Annotated in this window: 22 protein-coding genes; 11 read left to right on the top strand and 11 right to left on the bottom strand. The window is 47.4% G+C overall.

The window, feature by feature from the left end:
• Positions 1–173 precede the first annotated feature (173 nt).
• Entirely contained in the window at positions 174–782 is a 609-nt protein-coding gene (locus J3U76_RS08410) for a LysE family translocator (protein WP_208005521.1), read from the bottom strand.
• A 190-nt stretch (positions 783–972) separates the two neighbouring features.
• Here J3U76_RS08410 and yjjG point away from each other — a divergent pair, with 190 nt between their 5' ends.
• A complete protein-coding gene (yjjG, locus tag J3U76_RS08405; RefSeq protein ID WP_208005520.1) occupies positions 973–1647 on the top strand; it encodes a pyrimidine 5'-nucleotidase in 675 nt (224 codons plus the stop codon).
• A 174-nt stretch (positions 1648–1821) separates the two neighbouring features.
• Here yjjG and J3U76_RS08400 read toward each other — a convergent pair whose 3' ends face one another.
• Positions 1822–2667 carry a bifunctional allantoicase/(S)-ureidoglycine aminohydrolase gene (locus tag J3U76_RS08400; RefSeq protein ID WP_208005519.1) on the bottom strand — a complete coding sequence of 282 codons (846 nt, stop codon included), beginning with the start codon at positions 2665–2667 and terminating at the stop codon, positions 1822–1824.
• A 388-nt stretch (positions 2668–3055) separates the two neighbouring features.
• On the opposite strand from J3U76_RS08400, the gene J3U76_RS08395 reads away from it, so the two are divergent.
• The 8 genes from J3U76_RS08395 to J3U76_RS08360 all read left to right on the top strand — a co-directional run bounded on the left by J3U76_RS08395 (position 3056) and on the right by J3U76_RS08360 (position 13329).
• On the top strand, positions 3056–3925 hold the full coding sequence (locus tag J3U76_RS08395; RefSeq protein ID WP_208005518.1) for a LysR family transcriptional regulator: 870 nt from the start codon (positions 3056–3058) through the stop codon (positions 3923–3925).
• A gap of 197 nt (positions 3926–4122) precedes the next feature.
• Complete coding sequence (locus J3U76_RS08390; RefSeq protein ID WP_208005517.1) at positions 4123–5019, top strand: WYL domain-containing protein; 897 nt, start codon at positions 4123–4125, stop codon at positions 5017–5019.
• A complete protein-coding gene (locus tag J3U76_RS08385; RefSeq protein ID WP_208005516.1) occupies positions 5016–6503 on the top strand; it encodes a DUF3375 domain-containing protein in 1488 nt (495 codons plus the stop codon). The genes J3U76_RS08390 and J3U76_RS08385 overlap by 4 nt, the downstream gene beginning before the upstream one ends.
• Position 6504: 1 nt before the next feature.
• The gene (locus tag J3U76_RS08380) at positions 6505–7110 is read left to right on the top strand and encodes a DUF4194 domain-containing protein (protein WP_208005515.1); all 606 of its coding nucleotides are present in this window, start codon (positions 6505–6507) and stop codon (positions 7108–7110) included.
• A complete protein-coding gene (locus J3U76_RS08375; RefSeq protein ID WP_208005514.1) occupies positions 7103–10510 on the top strand; it encodes an ATP-binding protein in 3408 nt (1135 codons plus the stop codon). Before J3U76_RS08380 ends, J3U76_RS08375 begins: the two co-directional genes overlap by 8 nt.
• Positions 10511–10514: 4 nt before the next feature.
• Positions 10515–11726 carry a Wadjet anti-phage system protein JetD domain-containing protein gene (locus J3U76_RS08370; RefSeq protein ID WP_208005513.1) on the top strand — a complete coding sequence of 404 codons (1212 nt, stop codon included), beginning with the start codon at positions 10515–10517 and terminating at the stop codon, positions 11724–11726.
• Between the two features lie 30 nt (positions 11727–11756).
• Entirely contained in the window at positions 11757–12062 is a 306-nt protein-coding gene (locus tag J3U76_RS08365) for a helix-turn-helix domain-containing protein (protein WP_208005512.1), read from the top strand.
• Between the two features lies 1 nt (position 12063).
• The gene (locus J3U76_RS08360) at positions 12064–13329 is read left to right on the top strand and encodes a type II toxin-antitoxin system HipA family toxin (protein ID WP_208005511.1); all 1266 of its coding nucleotides are present in this window, start codon (positions 12064–12066) and stop codon (positions 13327–13329) included.
• Between the two features lie 6 nt (positions 13330–13335).
• Here the strand turns inward: J3U76_RS08360 and J3U76_RS08355 are convergent, their stop codons facing one another.
• The 9 genes from J3U76_RS08355 to bioH form a co-directional block, all read right to left on the bottom strand.
• A complete protein-coding gene (locus J3U76_RS08355) occupies positions 13336–16497 on the bottom strand; it encodes a DEAD/DEAH box helicase (RefSeq protein ID WP_208005510.1) in 3162 nt (1053 codons plus the stop codon).
• A gap of 841 nt (positions 16498–17338) precedes the next feature.
• On the bottom strand, positions 17339–17803 hold the full coding sequence (locus J3U76_RS08350) for a PACE efflux transporter (RefSeq protein WP_208005509.1): 465 nt from the start codon (positions 17801–17803) through the stop codon (positions 17339–17341).
• 167 nt (positions 17804–17970) lie between these two features.
• Positions 17971–18618, bottom strand: coding sequence for an aspartate/glutamate racemase family protein (locus J3U76_RS08345; RefSeq protein WP_243454151.1), 648 nt, complete (start codon positions 18616–18618; stop codon positions 17971–17973).
• Between the two features lie 282 nt (positions 18619–18900).
• Positions 18901–19383 (bottom strand): nucleoside deaminase, encoded by a 483-nt coding sequence (locus tag J3U76_RS08340; protein ID WP_208005508.1) that lies wholly within the window; start codon positions 19381–19383, stop codon positions 18901–18903.
• A 54-nt stretch (positions 19384–19437) separates the two neighbouring features.
• Entirely contained in the window at positions 19438–19761 is a 324-nt protein-coding gene (locus J3U76_RS08335; protein ID WP_424022305.1) for a hypothetical protein, read from the bottom strand.
• Between the two features lie 208 nt (positions 19762–19969).
• Positions 19970–20665, bottom strand: coding sequence for a GntR family transcriptional regulator (locus J3U76_RS08330; protein ID WP_208005507.1), 696 nt, complete (start codon positions 20663–20665; stop codon positions 19970–19972).
• A 147-nt stretch (positions 20666–20812) separates the two neighbouring features.
• Entirely contained in the window at positions 20813–22189 is a 1377-nt protein-coding gene (locus J3U76_RS08325) for an NCS1 family transporter (RefSeq protein ID WP_208005506.1), read from the bottom strand.
• Positions 22190–22257: 68 nt separating this feature from the next.
• A complete protein-coding gene (locus J3U76_RS08320; RefSeq protein WP_208005505.1) occupies positions 22258–22971 on the bottom strand; it encodes an aspartate/glutamate racemase family protein in 714 nt (237 codons plus the stop codon).
• Between the two features lie 366 nt (positions 22972–23337).
• Positions 23338–24117, bottom strand: a complete 780-nt coding sequence (gene bioH / locus J3U76_RS08315) for a pimeloyl-ACP methyl ester esterase BioH (RefSeq protein ID WP_208005504.1) — start codon at positions 24115–24117, stop codon at positions 23338–23340.
• Positions 24118–24145: 28 nt separating this feature from the next.
• On the opposite strand from bioH, the gene J3U76_RS08310 reads away from it, so the two are divergent.
• Positions 24146–24841, top strand: coding sequence for a ComF family protein (locus J3U76_RS08310; protein ID WP_208005503.1), 696 nt, complete (start codon positions 24146–24148; stop codon positions 24839–24841).
• A 71-nt stretch (positions 24842–24912) separates the two neighbouring features.
• Positions 24913–25491, top strand: coding sequence for a Fe-S biogenesis protein NfuA (gene nfuA / locus J3U76_RS08305; protein ID WP_208005502.1), 579 nt, complete (start codon positions 24913–24915; stop codon positions 25489–25491).
• The last annotated feature ends 76 nt before the right edge of the window (positions 25492–25567 follow it).

Genomic DNA, 25567 nt, shown 5'->3' with positions numbered 1-25567 from the left:
AAAAAAAAGCAAACAAACTCAATTAATACAAAGCGTTACATAGAGATAACAAGCTCGTAAAATACGCTTTTATTGGCCTATATGCGCGATCACCCGATGTAGCAATCTTTAAGCTAGGTCACATTTACATAATTACAAAACAGCAAGCTAAGACCTATTCAGTTCAAAAAAAGCTATAGCACAACTTTAAGTGCCAATGCTAAAAGCACCACACCGCTTAGCCTATCTAACCAAGTTGACTTGGCTTTTAGCCAGACTAATACCGGTCCACGAGAAAGCACCAAGGCCACCAGCACATACCAAAGTGCATCTATCCCGCCAGCGGTTAGCATCATAATGCTGCTTTGCTGCCAATTGGTATCGGCATGAACAAACTGACTAAACAAGGCCACAAAAAAGATAGCTAATTGTGGGTTTAAAAACGCCACCATAAAACCTTCAAACGCGCCTTGTCGGCCGGCCACCTGCTGTACCCTTTCTCCCTCATCTTGGGTACTCGGTTTAGCCAATAACGCCTTAATACCCAACCAAGCTAAAAAGGCGGCGCCCCCATAACGAATGCCGTCAAATAACAAAGGGTGATTGGCAATAACCAGCGCCAACCCCAAGGCGGTTAACAGTGCATATAAGCCCACGCCCGTACCATGACCAATGGCCGTTAGCACCCCATGGCTTTGCCCACCTTTCATGGTATTACGCATAACCACCGCCAAGCTTGGCCCAGGGCTAATAGCTCCTACCACACAAATAGTGGCCAGCGCTAACCAGTTAGAAAATTCCATGCTGTTGCCTTGTATCACAAAGTAAATAACACACCGCGCTATTAATAAGCGCCAAAACTCACAGCCCAAAGCAGCATAAACAGCCACTAACTATTAGCAAAACTTGTCTTTACTCGGGCGAACCCTCTACACTAACCGCATTTATGCTAAAAGCTAGCAAGCAGCGACAATAAATAAGGGCAATAACACTATGCGTTATTCGTGGGTTTTGTTTGATGCCGATGAAACGTTATTTCATTTTGATGCGTTTCTTGGCTTAACGCGTATGTTTGAGACTTTTGACGTTAATTTTACTGCACAAGACTACCAAGACTATCGCACCTTAAGTGCGCCACTGTGGGTGGATTATCAAAACGGCACCATTAATGCCGCTCAATTACAACATATTCGATTTAAAGACTGGGCTGAGCGGTTAAATGTAACCACAGAGCGCCTTAATCAAGACTACCTAAGTGCCATGGCCGAGGTATCGCCGCCCTTGCCCGGCGCGCCTGAGTTAATATCAGCACTACAGGGTAAAGCGAAACTGGGCATTATTACCAATGGCTTTAGCGCTATGCAACATATCCGCTTAACCCGTGCCGGCTGGCAACAAGCATTTGATACCTTAGTCATCTCAGAACAAGTGGGTGTGGCTAAACCCGATGTGGCTATTTTTGAGCATGCCTTTACGCTGATGGGCCATCCACCCAAAGAGCAAATTTTAATGGTGGGTGATAATCCGCACTCGGATATTTTAGGTGGCCTTAATGCCGGCATAGACACCTGCTGGCTCAATAGCGCCGGCCACCCTACCCCCAAAGGCATACAGCCGCATTATCAAGTCAGTTCACTACAGCAATTACAGCGGTTGTTGTTGGGGTAAGGGAAAGCCATACGCTTTACGTCCTACGCGGTACGTTAAACACAAAACGAGACCTTAGAGACGTAAGACGTATAGCGTAAGGCGCACGGCGTCTCATACGCATTAAAAAGGGCAACCCGTGGGCTGCCCTTTTAATTTACTTGCTGCAACTAAAAAGCTGCAACTTACTGTGGCTTAGCGGCCGCGGTAAGCAGGTGAAGAGTTCAACACCATGTGACGGTTAACGTCTTTGTATAGCAAGTAACGGAAGCGAGTTGGGCCAGAAGCGTAGCAAGCTTGTGGGCAGAAAGCGCGCAACCACATGTAGTCGCCTGCTTCAACTTCAACCCAGTCTTGGTTCAAGTGGTAAACCGCTTTACCTTCCAATACATACAGACCGTGTTCCATAACGTGAGTTTCGTCGAATGGAATAACGCCGCCTGGCTGGAAAGTTACAATGTTCACGTGCATATCGTGACGCAGATCCGTTGGATCAGTGAAACGAGTGGTTGCCCATGCATCGTTAGTGTCTGGCATTGGCGTAGGCTCAATGTCATTTTCGTTAGTTACGAACGCTTCTGGTACATCAATACCATCAACAAATTCGTACGCTTTACGCAACCAATGGAAACGTACAGGCTCGCCACTGTTGTTGCGAACGCTCCAGTTGGCGCCGGCTGGCAAGTAAGCGTAACCGCCTAAGTCCATGTGGTGCTCTTTGCCTTCTAGGGTCAGCGTCATTTCACCTTCAACGATAAAAATAACGCCTTCTGCGCCTTTATCTAGCTCAGGCTTATCACTACCACCTTTTGGAGAAACTTCCATGATGTAGTGTGAGAAAGTCTCAGCGAAACCGCTTAACGGGCGCGCGATAACCCACAGGCGAGTTTCATCCCAAAAAGGCAAGAAGCTGGTAACGATGTCGCTCATGACACCTTTAGGAATAACGGCATAAGCTTCAGTAAATACAGCACGATCGTGGATCAGCTGAGTTTGAGGCGGCAAACCGCCCTTAGGTGCATAATAGGTATTACGGGCCATGATTTCTGTCCTTTAATACGAGGGGCCGGCCAGTTGCCGACAAAAGCCACGCCGAACGGCATAGCTGTTTAAATGATAGTGTCTTATTTCAACCTCGTTATTGTATAACAAAGCATCTAGATTGATAAATTAAATAATTTAATGGAAACTAGTGGCTAAGCCACTACCCAGTACAGTGCGAGGGGTAAAGAGTGAAGAGCACGACAAAGAGAACAGCGCTAAGCTTGAAATGCTTTAATTACTAATACTTAAAACGAGTCCCTGAAACTTCGTCATACTCGATACTAGCATGTGTTTTGCTGTTGCTTTTAACTGACGGCTTAAAGCTGATCGCTTACAGCTGTTCTTATGTTGCCCTCTTCACCCTTCATTGCATTCAGAGAAAACCATGAACTTAAACGTTACTTTAGATCCCATTTTACTACGCAGCTTTATTGCGGTGGCCGATACCGGCAGCTTTACTCGTGCCGGTGAAAGCACCCATCTTACTCAATCGACCGTTAGCCAACAGGTGCGCAAACTAGAAGCGCAATTTGGTTGCGAGCTATTACACCGCAAAGGACGCTACATTACCCCCACTCTAGAAGGCGAGCGGGTATTAAACTATGCTAGGCGCATCTTGCAGATGATGAACGAAGCCATAGCCCAAACCAGCATTAGCGCCGAGCAACAAAAAATTCGTTTAGGGGTACCCGAAGACTTTGCCACTCACGCCATTATGCCCACCCTAGCGGCTTTTTCTAATCAGCACCTCGGCATTCGACTCGAAGTAACCAGCGGCCTATGCAGCGATATTTGGCAAGAGTTTCAGGGTAGCGATATGGATTTAGCCTTAGTAAAACAACGCGAAAGCAGCGCCCCCGGCCTTGCCAGCTGGCCCGAGCCCCTATGTTGGATTGACAGCCTACACAGCAACAACCTTAGTCGCGACCCTGTGCCATTAGTGACCTTTCCCATTGGCGGTTTATATCGTAGCGAAATGGCCCACACCTTCGACCGACTCGGACGCAGCTGGCGACTCGCGTATGTCAGCACCAGCTTGTCTGGCGTGTGCTGTGCCGTAGAAGCCGGCTTTGGCATATCACTGTTACCACGGCGCTTGGTTACGCCAGAACATAGAATTTTAACCGAGCAAGACGGCCTACCCGCCGTGCCCAACCTAGAGCTCACCCTACACGCCCAAGATAAGCTCTCTACCCACAGCAAAATGCTGGCCGAACGCTTGATCTCCGCCTGTGATGAAATTTGCCGGCAGTGACTCTCATATCTAAGTAAAATTAGTACCGTTCATATCATGCGGTGTTTTGTTGTTGGCGCTGTATTTCAGACGTCTTCCTCACGCAGGTCAGGATCTCGCCTTAGAGCTGGAGTAAAACAACCCGATCTAATCATAATGATTGCACCATGCCGGTCTAATCATTATGATTCAGTCATGTTCATTATTGGCTGGCTACTATGTCTCAAGATTTTATGTCACAAACACTGGACCTTACTGCTTACCCTCATGCCCAGCGTGAGCGGCTGCGTTTTATCGACTGTTGTTTACATTATTTTGGCCAAGTGGCGCGCACCGACTTGCTGCAAACCTTTAAAACCGGTCTGGCATCGGGCACTCGTGATTTAGCTCTTTATCGAGAATTAGCCCCCAACAACCTAACGCTGCGCCACGATACCAAGCTGTATTACCGCACCGCGGCTTTTGCCCCATTGTTCGAACATGATCCCCAGCTGATACTCGACCAACTCAGCAAGCACGCTTGGCAAGGGCTCACCATGGGGCCGAACCTGAGCGGTATTTGCTTGAATGCGGTGCCCACTATTATGCCGGCCGAACAGTTATTAGCGCCGCTGCTGCTGGCCATTAGCCAACGCCAAGCCATTAGCTGCGATTATGTTTCTTTGTCTTCTGGCCAGCAAAGTCGCGAGTTGGTGCCTCACACTTTAGTCAATAACGGTCGGCGCTGGCATGTACGCGCCTTCGACCGACGCAGCCAGAGCTTTCGTGATTTTGTATTAACTCGCTTTACCCGTATTCAGCCGCTAGACCAAACAGTAACTGACTGCGAGCAGCAGGCACAAGATGCCAGCTGGCATCATATTTTGCCGCTCACTTTAATGGCACACCCTAAATTGCCGTACCCACAGGCCATAGCACTCGATTATGGCATGCACCAAGATCGGCTTAACCTAGAAATACGAGAAGCCTTGCTCGGCTATGTTATGCAGCAATGGCTGGTCGATTGCTCAGCCGATTATCGGCTTAATCCGGCCCAATATCCGCTGGCGCTCGCGGATCACCAGCAGCTAGCTGCCATCACCAATAAAGCCCTATTGCCTGGAGCCTGCTTATGAATACCGCCCTAAATTATGACCAGCTTGAGCAGTTTAAAGAGCACAGCTTGGCCTTGCGCTTATTGCGCTCTCAGCACTTCGCCTTGCTGGCAAGCTTTTTTCATCATGCTTTTATTGCCACCAACAGACGCAGCATTCCTTATTTAGAATTAGTATCGATGCTAGAGCAGCACCTATTTAATATTACCGACAGCTACGGCGAAGAAAGATACCCCAAGTCGGCACGGGCCTATATTGATGATTGGATTAATGCCAAAGGCGGCTATTTACGCAAATACCTGCCGCAGCAGGCCGATGAGCCAGAATGCGATTTATTGCCAGAAGTCGAAAAAGTACTGCGCTGGTTAGAAGAAATACAAGGCCGCCAGTTTGTGGGCACCGAATCACGACTCAAGATGCTGCTCGACTTGATTGGCGAGTTGGTGCAAGGCACCAGCGAAGACCGCACAGCCAAGTTGCACACCCTGCAAGCACGCAAGGCCGAAATAGAACAAGAGATCATCGCCGTCGAACTGGGCCAAGACAGCGGCTTCTCCGACACACAAATACGTGAACGATTGTTCTTGCTCGCCAATATGTCACGGCAACTGCTGGGGGACTTTCGCCAAGTGGAAGCCAACTTTCGTAGCCTCGACAAAGAAACCCGCAAAACTATTAGCCTACGCGGTGGCCATAAAGGCGAAGTGTTAGATCATATCTTTAGCCATCAAGATGTGATTGATGACTCCGACGAAGGTCAGTCCTTTAGCGCCTTTTTTGAATTATTGATGACGCCGCAATTACGCGACAGCATGCGCCACAATCTGCAACAGCTGCTTGACCAAGAGCAAGGTAAAGTATTAGTGCAGCAAGACGCACTGCTGAGCCATCTTTATAGTTATCTATTAGAGGCCGGCGCCAAGGTGCACGGCACTCGCCAGCAAATTACCGATCAGCTACGCCGTTATATTCAGGAACAATCTCAGGATAATCGGCGCATTATCGAGCTAATTAATCAGTTTGAAGCCCTTGCTCATCAACGCCTTTCACCGCAAGCAAGCGACCAGCCCACCATTGACCTGAAAGCCGAGCTAACCACGCTGGCGGGCACCCAAGCAGCCATTAATACTATTTTTAGTCGCCAGCTGTATCAAGATAAAGGCAGCGAACACCTTAACTCACAGCCAGAATTAGGCGACGCCACCGCTCAAGTTGACCTCACGCCCTTGTTAGCGATTAGCCATATTGATGAACTCCAGTTACAAAAAAACATTAGCCAATGCTTACTCGATAACGGTGGCCAAACCACGCTGGAACAAGTTATTACACGCTACCCACTGCGCTATGGCTTAGATGAGCTGCTGACCTATATTAAGCTGGCTTGCGAGCAAATACTGCCCGCCCATATTGACGAGCAACAACAACAAACCATTCGCTGGCAGCCTGAGCCAGAGCTGACTCGCACCATTCAAATACCTACCATCACCTTTATTCGGAGCCGCTGATATGTCAGACACCTTAACTAGCCATGCGCTTTCAGAACAAGCACAGCGCGACCAGTCAGCATTGTTGATAAAACTACTTAAAGGTCCGGTATATCGCGCTCGTCATCGGGATTTATGGGAGCAACTGCTGCGTGATCAACAGTCTATTCGTGATTATTTTCAACACCTTGGCTTAGGGCTAACGCTAGATGAAGCCGAAGGCTATGCCTTTATGGCACAGCTGCAGTTTGAAAATGACGATGCCGAATTACCGCGCCTGATCTCTAGGCGCAGCCTCACCTTGGCGCAAACCCTATTATTGGTGGCGCTGCGTAAGCGACTGGCCGAACACGACGACCAAGAGAGCGCCCCGCGATTGATCGTGAGCCGCCAAGAAATATACCAATGGTTGCAGCCTTACAGCCCAGAGGTAAGCAACGAGCTAAAACAACAGCGTGAATACGATGCCTTGATCAAAAAAGTCATCGAAATGGGGTTTCTTAGCAGCATTACCAATCACCCCAACGACTTTGAAGTTCAGCGCATCATCAAGGCCTTTGTTAATGCCGAACAGATTGCCGAATTTAGCCAATTGCTAACGCCACAGCAGGAGCAAAAAGATGACTGATACCCAACTGACTCATGCCGGCACTGATCTTGATGCCAATGCCGGCGCCTTAAATGGCTTTCGATTGCAACAATTTGAAGTGCTGAATTGGGGTACCTTCGATCAAAAAATTTGGCAGCTTAACCTCGCCGGTAATAACAGCCTACTGACCGGCAACATTGGTAGTGGCAAGTCCACCTTGGTAGACGGGCTAACCACCCTGCTAGTGCCACCGCGCAAGGTCGCCTTTAATAAGGCCGCAGGGGCCGATGATAAAGAGCGCTCACTTGAATCTTACTTTCACGGTTATTACACCTCCCAGCAAGATGACTATGGTAAAGCCAAGGCCGTGGGTTTGCGCGGCGCAGATCATTACAGCGTATTACTGGCGCAATTTTATTCCTCGGCATTAGCGCAAGACGTCACCTTGGCGCAAGTATTTTGGCTAAAGCCCGGCGAGCGTAAAGTTCGCCGACTGTTTGTGGTCGCCCCTATTAAACTGGATTTAGCCAGCCATTTCACTCACTTTGGCAGCAAGATAGTCGACCTTCGAAAAAGTCTCCGCAAACAGGCTGGTATCGAGATATTTGACAGCTTTGCCCCCTACCAACAGTGCTTTAGTAAACTGCTAGGCTTGGGTGCCGATGGTCGCGCACTGGAATTGTTCAACCAAACAATTTCTATGAAGTCGGTCGGATCGGTGACTGATTTTGTGCGGCAAAATATGCTAACTGCGCCTGAGATAGAAAAACAGATTGTTGAGCTAGAAAGCAATTATGACGCCCTTAAACGCGTGCATGATGCAGTGGTGGCAGCACGACAAAAAGTGAGCTTGCTTGAACCCGTGAGCCAATTGGGTAATGACGCGCTAAGTGCTGCGCAAGAAAAAGAGCACTTCAATCACAGTCGCGATCTCAGCGAGGTGTTTATGGCCAGCCTCGCCGTGCCCTTATATCAAAAACGGCTACAGCAAAAGCGCCAAGACCAAGATAAAGTTAACCTCAACTTACAACAGCTCACCGAACAGCTAAACCAGCACTTCTTGCAAATTGAGCAGCTGAGCGAAGACATTTATAGCCAAGGTGGCGGTCGGTTACAGCAATTAACCACAGATATACAGCGCCTCGGCAAAGATCGCGATCAACGCCAAGGCAACGCCCATCGCTATCAACAACTGGTGCGTGCCTTAGGCTTGAATGAGCAACTAACCACCGACACCTTTGTTAGTAACTTAGCCCAAGCTAAAGAGCATGTTGAGCACATTAGTCAGCAACAAACACAGCAAGAGCAACAAAGAGACACCCTCAAGCAAGACTTAAACCAACAACAGTCTCAACAAGGTGCCATTAACGATGAACTTACCGCGTTAAAAAAGCGCCAGTCTAATATCCCCTTGCGTCAGCTTAAGATCCGCGAGCAACTTAGTGCCGCATTAAATGTGCCCGAAACCGAGCTACCCTTCGTTGGCGAGCTATTACAAATAAAGCCCCACGAACAGGCTTGGCAAGGCGCTATCGAACGAGTGCTGCATAACTTTGCCCTTAGCCTGCTGGTACCCGAGCACTTATATGTGTCGGTCAGCAACTTTATTGAGCAAACCAAACTGGGTTCGCGCTTGGTGTATCACAGAGTGAAACCATTAACCGATTATGTACCCATTAAGCCCAATACCGGCCAGTTGCCCGATAAAGTGGAGATCAAGCCCGATAGCCCGCTGTATGCCTGGCTAGATAAAGAACTGGCGCAGCGCTTTAATTATCACTGCTGTGCTAATTTGGACGATTTTCGCCGTAGCAATAAAGGCCTCACCGCCCAAGGGCAGATAAAGTCTGGCCCTTCTCGCCATGAAAAAGATGACCGTTATGCCATTAACGACCAAAGCCGTTATGTGCTGGGTTGGAGCAACAAGCAAAAAATACAACTGTTAACCGCCCAATATCAGCAACTGCAACAAGCAATCACCTCACTACATGCGCAACTAGCAGCGCATCAACAACAACGTGAACAGTTGGATGAAGTTCGTCGCCAAGCCTTGAATCTGGCGGAATTTGATCTCGACTTTGAACAGCTTAACTGGCCGCAATTAACGGCGCACATAGAGCAGTTACAACAAGAATATCAACAGCTCGAACAATCTTCCGATCAGTTGCAAGCACTGCAACACACCTTGCAAACGGCCAAAGCAAGCCATACCAAGCTACAAGAGCGGCGAGATCAACGGCTCACCGAACGAGGTAAGCTAGACACTGAAATCGAGCATTTCAGTCAAGCGTTAGCAGCAAGTGAAGCTCAGTTGCAGGCCTTAGCCCAAACCACTCAAGATCTATACTTCCCAAGCCTTAGCGCGTTATTCCGCCAACACTGCGCCCACGAGAATTTGCGTATAGAAATGCTGGGCAGCCAGGGCAGCTTATTACGCAGTAAGTTAAACGATAAAATTCAGCATCTAGAAGAAAAGCGCGGTCGCAAAGAAAGCCAAATGATCAAGGCAATGGGCCAATTTGGTTACGCCTTCCCTAACGATGTCACCGAGTTAGACCAAAGTTTAGCGGCGTTAGCGGAGTATCAAGCGCTATTGAGCCAGTTGCAGCAAGAAGATTTGCCACGCCACGAACAGCGCTTTAAAGATATGCTGAATCAAGACACTATTCGTGCCATGGCGCTATTTCGCAGCCAGCTCGACCGCCAAGAAGAAGACATAGCTGCGCGCATTCGCTTAATCAACCAGTCGCTACACGCGCTGGATTATCAAGATGGCACCTATATAGAAGTGGATGGCGTGGCCTCACCGGATGTCGAGATCCGCGAATTTAAACAGCGACTGAAGCAATGCGTAGAATACGCCACCGACGACAACTTATATTCAGAACAAAAGTTTGAACAGGTTAAAAGCTTAATTGAACAAATGCGCAATGAGCCAAAATGGACCAAAAAAGTGGTAGATGTACGTTATTGGCAGCTATTTAACGTAATTGAACGTTATCGTGAAGATAATAGCGAAAAAGAATGTTATTCAGATTCCGGAGGTAAGTCAGGCGGCCAAAAAGAAAAACTCGCCTACTCTATTCTGGCTGCCGCCATCTTGTTGCAATACCGGCTAGTAGGCCAAGAAGGCCAGCAGCAGCGCCGCCGCTTTAACCTAGTGGTGATCGACGAAGCCTTTGCCCGTGGCTCAAAAGACAGCACCCGTTTTGGCCTAGAATTATTTAAAAAACTGGGTCTGCAATTGTTGCTGGTTACGCCATTACAAAAGATCGATATCATAGAGCACTATGTGCAGCATGTGCACTTTGTCGATCAGCAGCAAAATTTCTCTATGGTGCTTAATATGACTATTGCCGAATATCGCCAGCAGTTAGATCAGCACTCTCAGCAACAACAATTACAGCCTTATCAGCAAATGATCCAGGAGATAAACTAGCTTTATGTTGGATGTTAAGGCCATTCGCAACAAGCTCACTAAACAGTGGCAGCGCCTAGGCTGGCACCGAGCTTGGCTAGAGGAAACGCTCGACTTTCCCTACCAAGTCAAGCTCCCTCGCCTCAGTGATAAGCAACTGTTACATGACTTTGCCTTATATCAACGCCAACTAGTGCAACTGCGCAATGATCTGGCAAGGGTAAAAGAGCTGACACTCATTGAACACGAGTTTCAATTCTCAACCATGGGCCGCCAGCGTTTACCGGTGGCCATCGAATTTGCCAATATGGAGGCATTGGCGCGCTTTGTCGGTCAACTACAAAGTTGGCGCCACTTTGTTGGCGACTGCGCGCTAATTAGCAACCGTTTCCCCGAACTTAGCCACTGGTTACCACAAGCCGCCGCCACTATAGGTAAATATGCCGGTTGCTGGCCGCAACTACTGGCGGTGTGCCGTTATTTAGTCAACCAGCCCAGGCCGGGGCTTTATATACGCCAGCTCGATATACCTGGCGTAGACAGTAAGTTTATTGAAGCTCATAAGCCGATCCTTAAAATACTACTCGACCAACTGCTGCCCGCCACGGCAATAGATGACAGCATTAGCGGCTTAAGAGAGCACGGTTTTGAAAAACGCTACGGCCTTAACTACGAGCAACCCACAGTCAGTTTTCGGCTGCTCGATCCCGCGCTGGCCGCCGAACTAGGCGGGCTCGACGAGCTGAGTATTCCGCTAAGCGCTTTTAGCAAACTGGATCTGTTACTCGACCGGGTATTCATTACCGAGAACAAAGTGAATGGCTTGGCCTTTCCGCCCGTGCGCAACGCCTTAGTGATCTACGGCTTAGGCTATGGTGTGCAAATGCTACAAAACGTGCCTTGGTTGGCAAGCTGTCGTATTCACTATTGGGGAGATATCGACAGCCATGGCTTTGCTATGCTCTCGCAGTTACGCGGCTACTTTCCACAGGCGCAATCTCTACTAATGGACAACGACACCCTAGCACACTGTCGTCCGCTCTGGGGAGTAGAAACCAACCCCCATAGCGCAGCGCAATTACCGCATCTAAATGAATTTGAACAGGCACTTTATCAGCAACTTAAACAACACCATTGGCAAGCCAACTTGCGCTTAGAACAAGAAAGAATTCCCTTCTCGTTACTGCAAACCGCACTGGCGAACCTTACAATTAAAACCTATAATAATGGGCATTAAGTCAATAAAGCCCACTTAAGACACAATATAATGGATTTAACCTTCACTAAACCCAGCGAGGTCGTCGAATTACTTTGTCAGCGGCTGCGCAAAGAGCGCCTTGCCCAGCAAATGACTCAGGCAGAGCTGGCAGCGCGTGCCGGCGTGAGTGTGAATACCTTATCTAACCTAGAAAATGGCCAGAATACTAGCTTCGAAACTCTAGTGCGCATCGCCATGGTGCTCGGCCGAATTACAGAGCTAGAAGCGCTGTTTCAGCCCAAGATCGACAGCTTAGATGATCTACAGCGCTTTGAAGAAAGTAATAAGCGACACCGCGTTAGGAGGAAGTCGTAACATGCCTGAAAAAATACACATTTATTACGAAGGCTGGGGGGAATGCTGGCATTGGGGCACGCTAGCTTCATCAACCACACTAACGGGTCGCCCTTTAATCTTGTTCGAGTATAGCGATGAGGCCTTAAGTAAGGGCGTTGAGTTATCGTCTTATTTGCTACCGCTAAACGAAACTAAGTTACGTAAAGATTTCCCCGCACATCAGCTAGGGTTACCGGGCCCCGTTTATGATGCCTTACCCGATGGTTGGGGCATGCTGCTGATGGATCGTTTGTTTAAGCGTAATGGCCTTAATCCTGCTCGCATCAGCCCTTTAGTACGGCTAGGTTACATTGGTGATAAGGCCATGGGTGCCATGTCGTTTAGGCCAGTATCAATAGATGATACGGCGACGCCTGAAGAAATCACCCTTGAAAAAATAGCACAAGACGTACAAACGGTATTGGATGGTGAAGGCGGAGAGTTTTTACAGCAGCTCATGCTAATCGGCGGCTCGCCGCAAGGCGCACGACCAAAAGTCTTACTTTATCGCAATCCTGAAACGGGTGTTTTTAGCACGGCTGAAACTGCAAATTTAGAAGCTTGGTTAATTAAATTTCCCGCTCAAGCAGAACATCCTGAAGTTTGTGCGATTGAAGCTGTCTATTCTCAGTGTCTGCGCGAGTGCGGTATTAGCACTCCCGACACCCTGCATTTTAACTTACCAAATGGTCAGGCGGCTTTTGCCACTAAACGCTTTGACCGGCTCAATAATATGCGCGTTCCCATGCAAAGCCTTGCTGCCTTTACTGGTGCTAATTACCAGTCTCCAGGCGCATTAGACTATGCAAATTTTTTGCGGGCGACACAAATATGTACCAATGATGCTCGCGAAAAAACCAGTGCTTTTGAACGAGCGGTGTTTAATGTGGTATTCAATAACCGTGATGACCACCCTAAAAACTTTGCTTATATAATGTCAGCCAAGGGTCAGTGGCAGCTAGCCCCAGCCTACGATGTTACCTTTTGTGAAGGCCCAGGCGGCTACCATCAGATGGATATTATGGGCGAGGCTCTGAATATTAACCGCAAAATCATGGTCTCGCTCGGCGTTAAAGAAGCAGACTTATCACCCAGTTTGGCGGAAAATATTATTGACCGATACTGCGCTGTGGCAGAAGGTTTTAGCAATAGAGCTCAGAGCTTGTTTGATAATCAAATAACGAAAAACACGCTACAACTCATTCAGGACCGTATTAACGAAAATATTAACCTGCTTAAAGCATGAGCTCTCTTACCCCACTGCTAATTTAGCCGCTTGCTGCCACATAAAGGCTGGCATGGCTGTTTTCAGCTGCCAAGTAATGTTCATCGGCTGACTGCCAGAGTGGGAGACATATTCCACTTCGCCGAAGTTTACGAAAGCCATGGTAGCGCCGTATTCATCTTTGCTTTGCTCGCGCACAAATAAAAACAGCCGTTTACCAGTTTGCTGATGCTGAATATAACTTAAGCCTTTACCACGCTCTGGCCGGGCACTGTTCTGGGATTGCCAGTGAAACAGCTGCTCATTAATGGCGTAATCATGATACATAGTGGTGGGTGAAAATTGTTTTTCATTCTTATTCAGCGTGACAAATAGCAGCTCAACGTTTTGCTCCGCAATCATCAAGACCCCTTCTCGCGCCGGCTTTTGATAGTCAAACGTGGTCACGCCAAAGCCTGCTAAAATTTGCTCTCGAGTATAACGAGCATGACCTTTTAGTGGATTAAGCGGCAAATTAACCAGCGAGAACTGCTCATGACGAATGCGATTAATCAACAAATCGAGTACATCTAACAACTCAGTTTTCAAGACGGGATGCTGTAGCGCGCTCAAACTTTCTTCCAGCGTAGAAAAGTCCAATACTGGCCCGGACTTTTGCCAAAAGTCGTAATGGCACATCACTGCATGACGATCGTCCATCTGTTCGGTTAGCGTGAAATCGTTAGCCGCGAGATCACGTAAAAACTGCAGATAACCAAAGCAGTCACAATTCAACAGCCTATTTTTGATGGCGCTTTCATAAGCTTTTATTAACTCTTCATCAGCGCTAATGCCATCTTGGCTAGGGTTAGCCAGCTCAATTAAGCCAGCCAAACTATTTCTGCCGTCTTTCCTGCCTCTTTTATAGATGTCTTCTAATTTTAAATTAGGGTTAATTTTCAAAAAATTCGCCAGCGTTAATGGCAAGTCAGAATGTGAGGAAAACTGGCGGATCAAACCCAGCAAGCGCGTTAAGTTCACCGTCGCCTTGCGGATATTGCCGAGCACCATTTCTTGGGTGCGCTTAGACAACTCAATGCGACAGCCTAGCGGCGCGTGCGGAAAACCCTGCTTGACCTCATCACTAATGGCGCGATTGGTTTTACCGACTAAAGCTCTAAACTTTTCGGCAAAATCATACTCTGGTCGCGAGTTGCCGACAAAATCTAAAACTGTACAGCATTCTTTACCGTCAGACAGTCGTAAGCCACGGCCTAATTGCTGTAAGAAAATAGTCAGGCTTTCGGTGGGCCGCAAGAACAATAATGTGTCTACTTCAGGTATATCGACGCCTTCATTAAAGATATCGACCACAAATAACACATTAATTTGGCCGGAGCGCAGTGCTTGCTGCTTTTGCTGACGCTCAGCACTGTTATCACTCGTTAAAATATCGCTGTTAATGCCTTTTAGCAAAAACTGCTTACACATAAAATCGGCATGCTTACGGCTGACACAAAACGCCAACGCCTTAACACTGCCGATATCGGTAACAATATCTTGTAGGCTCTGCACTATCTTATCCACTCGCGCCTGATTGTGGGTATATAAGTTAGTAAGCTGAGCAATATCGTAGCGACCACGACTCCAAGGTATACTGCGCAAGTCAGTGTCATCATCCACCGCAAAGTATTGAAACGGGCATAAATGACGGCGATTGATAGCTTCTGGCAAGCGAATTTCAGCGGCAATCACACCATTAAAGTCGGCCAGAATATCACTGCCATCATGTCGCTCAGGTGTTGCCGTTAAGCCTAATAATATTTGTGGCGCAAAGTACTTCAGCACGGCACGATAACTGCTAGCCGCTATGTGGTGCACCTCATCAATCACAATGTAGTCGTAATAATCAGCAGATAAAGACAAGTCTTCGAGCTGATTATTAAGCGTTTGAATAGAGGCGAACAACTGACGGTAGTGATCAGGCTTAGCACCGCCCACCCACAATTCTCCAAAGTTACCGTTACGTAACACCCCCCGATAGGAAGCTTGGGCTTGTTGCAGAATTTCTTGGCGGTGGGCTACAAACAAAAATGTGGCATCCGGTTTATTACGCAAAAATCGAGCAAAGTCGAAAGCGGAAATTAAGGTTTTACCCGTGCCGGTCGCCGCCACCACTAAGTTTCTAAAGCGTTGATGTAAGTCACGCTCAACGGCTAACTGTTCCAGTATTTCTTGCTGATGGGGAAAAGGCTTTAAGTCGAAAAAGTGCGTATTAGCGGGCGCATAGCTACCCCGCGCTTCGCGCAGCGCAGTAGTTAGCTTGGTTTGACTTTCAGCTTGGCCGTCAAACACTTCAAAATCATTTGAAGCCCAATAGGTTTCAAAGGTACTCAGGGATTTTTTAATAATATGTGGGATTTCTTGAGAGGTGATCTTTAGGTTCCACTCCAAGCCGCTGGTTAGCGCTGAATGCGATAAATTTGAAGAACCTATATAACCAGTATTAAAGCCTGTATCACGCAGAAACAGATAGCTTTTAGCATGTAGCCGTTCACTCTGAGTGTTATAGCTAAGCTTAACTTCGGTATTAGGTAGGCCGGCTAAAAACTCCACCGCCCTAGCATCAGTGGCTCCCATATAAGAAGTAGTAATCACCTTGAGCTGGCGGCCACTGCGGGTAAATTCTTCCAGCTCTTTACGAAAAATGCGAATGCCGGTCCACTTAATGAAAGACACCAACCAGTAGATTTTATCGGACGACAATATTTCCCGCTTCAGCTCAGACTCTAATGAAAGCCCAGCGTTACTGCCGCAGAACAGTTCACTTTGTGTAAGCCCCGTTAATGGAAATATATCAGCGACGTATTTTTTAAGATCCGCCGCAACCGGATTATCTAACTTATACAGGGCAGTCAGAACTTTACCTTGGCTTTCCAGTAAGTTCTCTTCAAAGAAGTCGGGATCATTAAGCTGAGTTTTTAACCACAGCAGCAGTTGGTTAGCAAGCTCAATTTGCTGTTCTAATCGGTTAGCATCATTGGGAATCAAGTCGACTGCATGGGACAAAATACCACTTAAAAAACGCGATAACCAAGTTGATGCTTCCTCTGTTTCTAATACGCGCTCACCCACATAAAACTGTTCACGATTTAAACGTGAATCAACCAACTGAGTAATCAGCTGCTCATAAATACCCATCTGCTGCATCTATTTATCCCTTGGACTTGCTCAACTCCGATTGATGCAAGCTATGTTACCAGGCAATGCTCTGCTTGTAGCTACCATACAAACAACTCCGCAGCATAGGGCCGGATAAAGGGATCGGCTCAGCCGACCCTCCGCGCCAAGGAGGGCGCGGCGGAGCCTACATGGAAGTATTTACGGCGTGTCGGAGGAGCTGACCCTTTGTTCGGCTGTTACACAAAACACCAGCGTATGGAATGATCTTGTGCATGGGATGGCGCTTCGCACCATTTCACGGTTAAAACGCGCGACCACCGCAAAGCAACTGCTTTGCTGCGATAGGTTGATATCACAGCTGTTTGTGATGGGGCTATCTGATGGCTTGGTGCTGCATGATGGTTTTTGTTTTACTGCGTAAACCTGCCAGCTAAAGCGGCTTCTACATTCGTGCACTCTCCTAAAATATGGCAGGCATCAAAGCTGCCTGTGATGATAAAGCTTAATGCTGCTCTGCTTCGCAGAGCCCGCAGTTAAAGCGCGGGACTACAAAAACTAACCGACAACTCCGCAGCCGAAAGCCGGATAAAGGGATCGGCTCAGCCGACCCTCCGCGCCAAGGATGGCGCGGCGGAGCCTACAAGGAGGTATTCACGGCGTGTCGGAGGAGCTGGCCCTTTATTCGGCTGTTACATACACACAAAATACCAGCGTATGGGGGTGAACTTGTGCTTGGGATGGGGTTATCTGATGGCTTGGCGCTGCCTGATGGTTTTTGTTTTACTACGTAAAACCAGCCAGCTAAAGCGGCTTCTACATTCGTGCACTCTTTCCTAAAATATGGCAGATATCAAAGTTGCATAAATGCTTACTGAGATATTTCTGCAGATCGCATCTGATGCGGCAAGGTAAAGACCTTATCGAAGGCAAGGGTAAACACAAAGGTAAACACTAAGAAAAACAGCAGTAAAGCCGACTCCATCATTATCGCCTGCCAAAGCCCTACCCCGTACCACAGCATATAAAGCGGTAAGCAAAACAGAAATAAGCCGCCTTCAAAGCCAGCGGCATGCAGGCTGCGAATCGCCAAGCTGCGTTTAGTGACATTGGCAAGGGTTTCCCACCGCTCGAATAAGGCGTTGTAAATATAATTCCAAATTACAGCGGCGGTAGAAATAATAATCGCTATCGGCAAAGAGTCATCGGCGCTGCCATCGCTTAACACCATTAGTATGAAAGTAGAAAGGATAATGGCAAACACTTCAAAAAGGGCAACATACAGCAAGCGACGTTTAACTGCACTTAAGGTAAACAAAAGCTTCTCCCGAGCCATATATGGCTCTTAGTTAATACTAGAGCCGGCCCGTCCCGGAGTTTTACTTTCTTTACTAAAGAGTGAGATAGACGTATCTCATGCCAGCCACGGTTTCCGCTGGCACGATATTGTAGCCGAACGCTATTTTGCTAGCAAAGCCAGATAAAGGGAGCTGCAACTCAGTATTAGTCCTTAAACGCTGCTCGTGCAGCCGCTGCCACCGGATTAAGCAGGGGTACATTAAACTGCGGTTGTAGTCGCTCAGCCGCTGCAGCCAAGGGGCCGCCGCCGAGAATAACGGCTTGTGCACCATCGTTAATCAACTCATCTATGGCGCTCGCCAGTGCAAGATCAAGCTGTTCTGGGTTAGCTAACAGCTGCTGTGCCTCGCCTTGCGTCACCCGGGCACCACAATATAAATTACTGAGACCCAGCGTGGCCGCCTGTGTGTAAAATGAAGCTAATAAGTCGCTATTAGGCGTAATTGTCACAATGCCAAAGCGACGCTCACCCATGGCCGCCTCTTGCAAGGTACTTTGCCCAATACCCAGCACGGGTACCGATACACGCTCGCTGAGTATCGCGAGCCCCGGATCACTAAAGGCGGCAATTATAATGACGCCGTTTTGTTCTAAATGGCGCAGCACTTGTTCGGCCTGTATGCCTAACTGCAATACCCCCTGCTCGGCGAGTTGCATATCACCGGGGCTTGCAAGTAACGGCGGCGCTTGGGTATTAGTTTTACCAATAACACGCACACTATTACCCAGCACGGCTTGCGCCTGTGCCACCATGGCAGCGGTAGTATCGCTATTGCTATTAGGGTTAATCAAGATCAAGTGTTTGATGGTGAGCTCCTAGCGGTTAACCCAAAAAATAATGGCCTTCTTTTATCCCATAAAAGAAGGCCATATTGCCAGCGAGATTCTGCCCCCAGCTCACAAAATTGCATTTGAGACACAGCGGCCGATTTGTCTTTCGCTGATAGCTGACGGCTTAAGAGCAGCGCCGAGCTAAAATACAAACACCGTCTTTTGTTGAGCTTGGTGCTAGGCGCCAGGCGCTCGGCGCTGTCTTTAGCTGATAGCTTATAGCTGACGGCTTACAGCTATCTTTTAACCTTTCATTTGCTCGTTGTTGCCTTTACCGTGCTGCTCTTTATATAGCTCAAATACTTGTGTTTTTTCGTCTAATGGCAGGTGTGTGGTGTCTATACCTTGGTTACCAAAATCACGCTGCATGCGCTCGTATAAATATTCGGTAGACCAGCCGTAGCTCTCGCCCACATCGTCACCCGCACAATATACCAACTTAGACACACCCGCTTGGATCATCGCCGCCATGCACATAGCACAAGGTTTGCCGCTGGCATACATGGTGCTACCCACAAAAGAACTGGTTTGATGTTGCTTGCCGGCATTGCGAATCGCCTGAATTTCGGCGTGGGCGGTGCAGTCATGATCAATATAGCTTTCGTTTACGCCCTCGCTCAATACTTTGCCATCTTGCACCAATAAGGCACCAAAGGGTTGGCCACCTCGCGCCACATTGTCTCGCGCCAGCTCGATGGTGGTTTTAATAAAATCAACATCAGACATGCTTTATAAACTCCATTAGCTCAATAAATTTAGGCGAATAGCATTGGCCCAAGCTTAGACTTCTACATCTAACATAAGGCTTTCATCGTCATCTGAGCTTGCATAACGCTGGCTAATCACATTCAATCGGCGGCTCATACCTGCGTTAGTCCCAATCCAGCAGACTTCTCCGTGGCGTAAGCCTAACCATGCCTCAAAAGCAGCTTGGCGGCGGTCGCGTTCTCGGTCTTTATGCCGCGGGCGAATAGCCGCGTAAGGCATAATGGCAGTAATAACCGGCATGCTAGCCCGACGAGATTTATCGGTTTTGGCCGTTTCGCTAGTTGGGTCTACCGCCACAGGAGCAATAGTAGGTATCATCATCGGATTTATCATCACCCTCAACTCCCTGCTGTACTCATTTGTGTGCTTGCTAAGCAATTTAGACAAACACCCTTTTGATCCCCCCACCTTCGCTATTTACTATAAGCCAAGCTGCATGAATTAGCAGCTCGAGTGATGAAAAAACATACAACACGTTCCTATCAACAAACTGAATAAACAGTTGAGTTTTGCTAGCCAAGCTTGCTAAATGTTGAAAGACCAATTAAATATCAGTGAAAATATGCTTAAGATGGTGCTCATCATCTATTTGAGTGTTTAATTGTAGTTGAGCTTCTATTTCGTTTAGGTGATCAAGCATTAACTGCACTGCTTTCTCTACCTGATGACTCTCTATTGCTTCTAATAATGCGTTATGCTCATTGCACAACATACCAGAGTGACTATTATGAATATGTCTTGACCCTTGATATAAAGCAACGATGAGGGATGAACGAGGAATGATCTCATGTAAAAAAGAGGTTAAAACCGGCTTGTTTGCCAGCTGCCCTATCAATAAATGAAACTCACCAGAAAGGCGAATTTGTAAACTATTTTTACCCTGCTCTAAGGCATTATGCTCTTGCTCAAGATGAGCTTGTAATAACTTAACTTCTTGGGCCGTACTGTTGGTTGCCAGCTCTCGCACTAGCTCTGCTTCTATTAACCGACGTGCTTGAAATATTTCTCGAGCTTCTTCGGGTGAGGGCTCTGCTACAAAAGCACCACTATTCGGCACTAAATTAACAAGCTTGTGATAAGACAATTGCAATAATAGCTTTCTTACAAATCCTCGACTTAAATCAAAGGTTTCGCTTAGCTCTTCTTCTTTAAGTCGAATACCAGGCTGTAATTTATGAGCCACTATCGCTTCCCAAATACGCTGGTATGCCTTATCTACATCATTCGCCTTACTACTCATATCTTTCGCCTCTTCTCACCCATTTAATTAGACACTCTACCAATACAAAGCTGCCGACGCATTAGCGCCGACAGATAGTTATTGCTAACGATAGCTCAATATAACATTAACACATTCATCGTTTGTATAAGCAGGTATCACTACACCTTACTGGCGAAAGCGCTGACATGGCTGCCAATATTGCATTAACAAGTAATAGACAAGACCAGCAGGTACCAAACTGGCATACCAAGAGATAGAAGTGAAAGTTAATGCCACTGTAGCACCAACGGCAACCGCAGCAAAGGCACCATAGTTAATCCCTTTATAAGGGCCCTGAGCATTATAGAGGTGCTCTAAATTTAAGTTGCGGCGACGAAGAATAAAGTAATCCACCACCATAACCGCAAAGATAGGTCCTAAAAAAGCCGAATAGGTTTGTACAAATATTTGTAGCCCTTGCGCAGAGTCTTCCCGTACTAACTTCCAAGGGAAAGTACAAAAAGCTAACAACCCCACTAAAGTAGTAGATGTACGAAACTTCAGCTTAAACACATCCATCAATATGTAAGTAGGCGGTACCACATTATTTAATACGTTAGTTGTGACCTGAGCAAAGGCGATAAACAATAGAGTGATCATTAACAAAGGAGGGTTATCTACCGCACTAGAAAACACTTGAATAGGGTCAGATATGCCAGTAGCACCCGATACCATTAAGCCAATTAATCCCATAAACAAGGTACAGGGTAAAATAGACATTGCATAAAGTACCGTTAACCAGCTAGGTTTTGCACCTTCTTTAAGTTCGCGTGAGTAATCACTAACGTTCAACATCATAGTGCTGTAAATGCCCAAAAACAGCATAGTAGCGCCCCAGAACGGTAATCCCCACGTACCTTCTACATTCACTAAATTAGTTGTAATCTCATCACCGTAGCGATTAATCACACTATAAAACATGTACATTAAGGCAAGTAGAATAAAGCCGCTTCCAAAGTTTTCTAACCACTTAATTCCTTTAAAACCAAACAGTGATAACCCAATTTGGAGAAATTGGAAGACGATGAAAAAAAGTACTAAGTTGTCAAAACCAAACAAAGTCGCAGATACTGCGTTTAGCGCACCGGCGCCAATCCAACTTTGAAAGCCATACCAAACAATTGCAGGAACTGCCCGCACCAAGCCAGGGAGACGCGTACCGGCAAAGCCAAACGAGCCTCGCGCCTGCACCATAAAAGGAATACCATACCGATAGCCAGCGGCACCATTGAGAGCGAGTGCGATACCAATAATGAAACAACCAATAGTAATCGCGACTACTGTTTGTGTCAGGTTAAGCGTTCCGACAATGCTCGAACCCATAGTAAATGTACCTATCGAGACACACCCACCAAACCAAGCTAGCAGATAAGAAAATCGCCCCATAATCCTCACTTTTTGCGGAGCTAGTGACTCTTCACCTGCTTTCTTACTCTCTACTTGCTCCACAGCATCAATATGCTTTGCGGTGGCACCTTCAATTTTTATATGTTGCGTAGACATAATATAATCCTCAGCATTGCGTCACACTGGCTTCGACCCTAGTAGATCTCTTCGTCCAGTTGTTACTATTAGTTGGTCTTCATCTCAGGGCGCGGCCAGTTAAAGGTCAACACCTTGCTAGTACCTAAACCCATGCCCACCATAGCCTCGCACAACTTAATCGCTGCTACTGTGCCGTCAATGATCGGAATGCCTGCCGCTTGTTCAATTTTTTCACGATACGGTGACATGCCTGCACAGCCTAATACGATGGCTTCAGCATGATCTTCTTCCCGTGCCGAAATACATTCCGCAATGACTTTGGCCACGGCTTCATCTGGTGAATTAGCAAGATCAGCCACTCGCATCGGCGTGGTGCGTATTTTTTTACACTGTGCATCAAAACCGTAACGGGTAACTAAGTGCTCTGTCATAAAACGCATTCGCGCTGAAGTCGTCACTACACTAAAGCATGCACTAGCCATCACTGCCATATGAAAGGCTGCCTCAGCAATACCAAGAACTGGTTTGCTCGTTAACTCTCGAGCAGCATAAAGCCCAGGGTCACCAAAACAAGCTAATACGTACGCATCGACACCTTCCTCTTTATTCCCTTTGATTATTTCTTCAAACACACCAGGTACCGCTAGCGCTTCATCATAAAAGCTTTCGATGGTACTTGGCCCATTAATAGGGCTGATCGCTACGATCTCAGTATCAGGCTGACAGACAGCATTGCCCAAGGTTTGCAGCGCATCAGTAAATGCTTGGGTAGTATTAGGGTTAATAATTTTAATCTTCATGCTCACCTCATTCACAATACAGAAACTTAACGTTAACAATACCAATGTAAACGATATCAGTGAAAAATGTAAATTATTTATTTTTTCAGGTGATAAGCAGCACCATAGAGTAAGTCGTTCAAACGCTCACCAAAAGACACAGGAAAATCAACAAACCTTTGTTTAATAAAGATTAAAATAAGAGGGCGAGGTATTCACAAGTAAAAAAACAGACTTAAATCGTTAACGAAAACGAGAAATACATTAACGATTATGTGATCAAGGTTGTAAATTAGACATTTCTAATTACAGTTTGCAGTGTGAAGCTTTAGAGCGGAATATTATTTTGCAGTTAAAATAACGACCAAATACATGGTTTGGCTGGAGTCAGTTTTGCTGCAAGAAGAGCTTAATGCGCTCTGCGGTGGCATCTGGGTGAGAAATAAAGGCCGCGTGGGACGCTTTGGCTTCTATATGGCTGTGCCGATACTGAACATCTTCTGGTAGTAACGCCTCCACCCTGACAATAACTTGGTGAGGAACTAAGCCGTCTAACCGACCATAAAGGCGCAATAAAGGCATGCGTAACTCACATAACTGGGCGCGTTGGTCTACCTCGCCTAACAAGGCTAAGCCTGCCGCTAAAGCAGTTGGGCTGGGTGCCGGTTTGGCGGCTAGACTGGCTTTTAGTTGACGAATGTCTTCGCGAGCATGCTCACTGCCCATGGCTTGCAGCGCCAAAAAGCGATTAACCACCGCCTGATGATCGGCTAATAATTGCTGTTCAAAGTTGGCCAACACCTGAGGCTTAATACCTGGCCAAGTGTCATTCGCGACAAAGCAAGGCGAGCTGGCAAGAGTGATCAACTGACTTACTCTATTGGGCGCGAGCAATGCCGCTTGTGTTGCCAGCAAGCCCCCTAACGACCAGCCCAGCCAAGTGGCTTGATGGGGCACCACCTCTAATATGGCCTGCACCCAGTCAGATAAAGTGGCATCTGGGGGCAGCGCGTCGCTTTGGCCAAAACCGGGTAGGTCAACTAGATATAGGCTAGCGTCATTTTCTAGTCGCATGGCTAAACCGTCCCATACCGCACTATTCATGCCCCAACCGTGTAATAACACCAAGTTTGGGCCCTGGCCTCGCCTTTCTACGTATACACTCATTAGATTACCCTTTGCTGGTTATGCCGCCATGATAAAACGCTTGCTGACTCGCTTACAATCTCCCCCGTTATGGTGGGGCCAGTGTTTGCTGTGTCGGCACGACTGCCAGCAACAGCCACTTATTTGTGACTTGTGCCAAGCTGAATTGCCGTATTTGCTGTATCCCTGCCCGCAATGTGCATTTCCGTTGTCAGTGGCCGATGCCAGCTGTGGCCAGTGCCAACGCCACCCACCACTGTGGCAGCGCATGCAAGTACTTGCCGATTTTGAGCCTCCTTATGCGCGACTAATTCATGACTTAAAGTATCACCAGCGAGCACTTAATGGCCGCTTACTGGGCCAGTTGTTAGCGCGTCAGGTAACCGCCCCCTACCCAGAGGTAGTTATGCCGGTACCCTTGTATTGGTGGCGAAAAATGCGCCGTGGTTATAACCAAGCCGATGAAATTGCTCGTGGAATACAAGATATCTTGCCGATTGTTATAGATAGCACCAGCTTAAAACGCGTGCGCTCAACAGCCTCACAAACCCACCTGAGTCGCCGCGAGCGCCAACAAAATTTGCACCAAGCTTTTGCTTGCCGTGCAATCTCTTATCAGCATGTGGCGCTATTAGATGATGTGATTACCACTGGCAGTACCATGGCCGAGCTGACCCAGCTATTGTACGATCAAGGCGTTGTAAAAGTAGAAGTATGGGCAGTATGCCGCACTCTTGGCCGTTAACGGCTATTCAAGCAGGGGCAACAAGAGTATGATAAAAGTTGAGTTGTCTAGTCAGGTTTACGAGGATAGCGATGATTAATATTTCCGAAACAGCACAGGAACACTTCTGTAAATTGCTATCGCAGCAACCAGAAGGCACTAATATTCGTGTGTTTGTGGTCAATCCCGGCACCCCAAATGCGGAGTGTGGGGTGTCTTACTGCCCACCGGATGCGGTTGAGCATGATGATATACATTTGCCGTATAACGGCTTTGAAGCTGTGGTTGATAAGCAAAGTGAGTCTTTTTTACAAGACGCTGAAATTGACTTTGTGAGCGACCAAATGGGATCGCAGTTAACCCTAAAAGCGCCTAACGCTAAAATGGCGCAGGTGCCTGATGATGCCCCCTTAACCGATCGCGTTGAGTATGTGTTGCAATCGCAAATTAACCCAGGGCTTGCCAGCCACGGTGGCCAAGTGGTGTTAACCGAGATTACACCAGAAGGGTTAGCCATTTTACAATTTGGCGGCGGCTGTAATGGTTGCTCTATGATTGATGTCACTTTAAAAGATGGCATAGAAAAACAACTGCTTGAGCAGTTTGCCGGTGAAATTACCGGCGTGCGTGATGCCACAGATCACGAACGCGGCGAGCACTCTTATTACTAATTAACAGTCTGTTGGCCCCGCACTACCAAATAAAAAGGGAACCTAAACGGTTCCCTTTTTTATGGCAATTCGGCTT

The sequence above is a fragment of the Oceanisphaera pacifica genome (assembly GCF_017498065.1).
GTDB classification, from domain to species: Bacteria; Pseudomonadota; Gammaproteobacteria; order Enterobacterales; family Aeromonadaceae; genus Oceanimonas; species Oceanimonas pacifica.
This window is presented reverse-complemented; position numbering and strand designations above follow the sequence as displayed.